The following is a 1,782-nucleotide window of genomic DNA, read 5'->3' as shown; positions in this document are numbered from 1 at the left end:
CCGGAAGATGAACCCACATAGTGCGAGACGGCGCGGCCGAGACTGCGACGGTCATCGCTTCCTGACCCCGCGAAGCGGGAGAAATTATTGCGTGCGGCCGAGAAGCGTGTCGGGTCGGCAATCGGTGGGACGGGAGGTCTGACAGGAGGCGCCGTCGGAGTGCCGGGCGGGGCTCCATCGGCGGGAGCGCCGTCTGGCGCGTGGCCCGGATCGGGTGGTGCACCGTCGGGCGCGGCCGGTGGCGCGCCATCGTCGCCGAGCCAGCTTGGAACGAGCGGGGTGCCGCCGCCCTGGCCGCCGAACGCACTGGAAGTGCCCATCAGCGTCCTCCTTGGCGAGTGCGTAGGACCCCGTTGGCGGCAGCCTTCAGCATCGTCCCACCATCCTTGCCCCAGGTCTGGAGCAGACGATCGAACCGCTGGACGGCATCTCCGTCCTTGAGGACGCCTTCCCAACCACCACAAACCCACGGGCCCAGCCGATCCCGGGGCAGCGCTTCTAGGAAGTCGACGAGTTCACCTTGAAGCATTGGATGCGCCTTGATGAGCACCGCGAGTCCGGCGGCGCCCGGCGGCTCTGTCTCAAATGCGTCGGCGCCAACGATGCGACCGCGCACGGCTTCGAAAACCTGAGCTGCCTCCGGCGGGGCGAGCCGCTTGAGATCGGTCTCGAGGCCCTGGACGGCGAATTTGCCGCCGAAGAGTTGCTCGACGACGGCGGCCAGGTGCCCGAGCACGGAGGCCGCGCCAAAATAGTCCTTCCGGTCCTTTGCCACGAACAGGTATGGGCGGAGATCCTCCTCGCCGATCATTGTGGGGACCGTCGCCCAAGCTTTTATGGCTGGGGAAGAGAGCCACTCGCCGAGCATCGCGCTTTCGGACGTCTTCACAGCTTCGAGCTTGGGGGCGGTCGCCTTTGTGGCTTCGCCGTCCTTGCCGGCAGGCTTCGCAGGTTTCGACTTCGGCTTTTCGTCTTCCTTGGCGGTGGCGGCAGCTTCCAAGGCCGCGAGGTCGGAACATTTGCCATCGGGCGCCGCGGCCGCGGCGGCGGCGATCTGGTCGAAGAGGCGGGGGATGAAGCGTTCGGCGAGCATGAGCTTCGCCAGGACGGGTAGCTTCACATCATCGCCGAAGCCTCGTGCTTCGGCCGTCCGCTGACGCAGCACGAGGGTGTTCAGGAATCGCTTGATCTGACGCGGGTTACCTTTGGTGCCGCTGGCGAGGATCGGTCCGATCTGATCACTGAGCGCGAGCGCGTTGTTCGCACGAGACGCTTTGTCGCCGAGCGCGGCTCTCACCGAGGCCGAGTCCAGCGCGCCCGACGTCCATGGGCGTTTCAAGCGCTCGCGCGCGACGCCGATCAGGGTGTTGAACGCGGGATCGTTGTCGCCGAGTTCGGCGCCGACAAGCAGCAAGGTCACGTAGATGCGGGTTTCGGTGTCGCCGAGCGCCGGTATGCGGAACGGGACCTGGATCAGTTTCTCAAGATAGTTGCGCGCGTAGGTTTGCGGGCCCGTCGTATCCGGCAGGTCGGGAAAATGCTTGCGCACCGCGTATTCAATCATGGCCTCGTCGGCGGCCACGACGAACGCCGTGCGCGATGTGAAGACGAAGAGGCGGACCGCTTCCAAAGTTTCGATCGCGGTGTCGGGGAGGCACCGATCGAGGTCGTCGATGAGGACGACAAGCTGTTCGATACCAGCCTTTTCGAGAAGGTCATCGAAGGCTTTGCGGAACGCGGTGATCTCCTCGGGAACGTTCGCGCTCTCTCCATCCTTCTCTT

At 65.4% G+C, this 1,782-nt stretch carries 1 protein-coding gene; it reads right to left on the bottom strand.

From position 1 onward, the window contains the following. Positions 1 to 319: 319 nt before the first annotated feature. Positions 320 to 1,782 (bottom strand): Qat anti-phage system ATPase QatA (gene qatA / locus I55_RS10110; RefSeq protein WP_044560415.1); only part of this gene is annotated, 1,463 nt, incomplete at its 5' end.

This window comes from Azospirillum sp. B4 (assembly GCF_000333275.1).
Taxonomy (GTDB): domain Bacteria; phylum Pseudomonadota; class Alphaproteobacteria; order Azospirillales; family Azospirillaceae; genus Nitrospirillum.
This window is presented reverse-complemented; position numbering and strand designations above follow the sequence as displayed.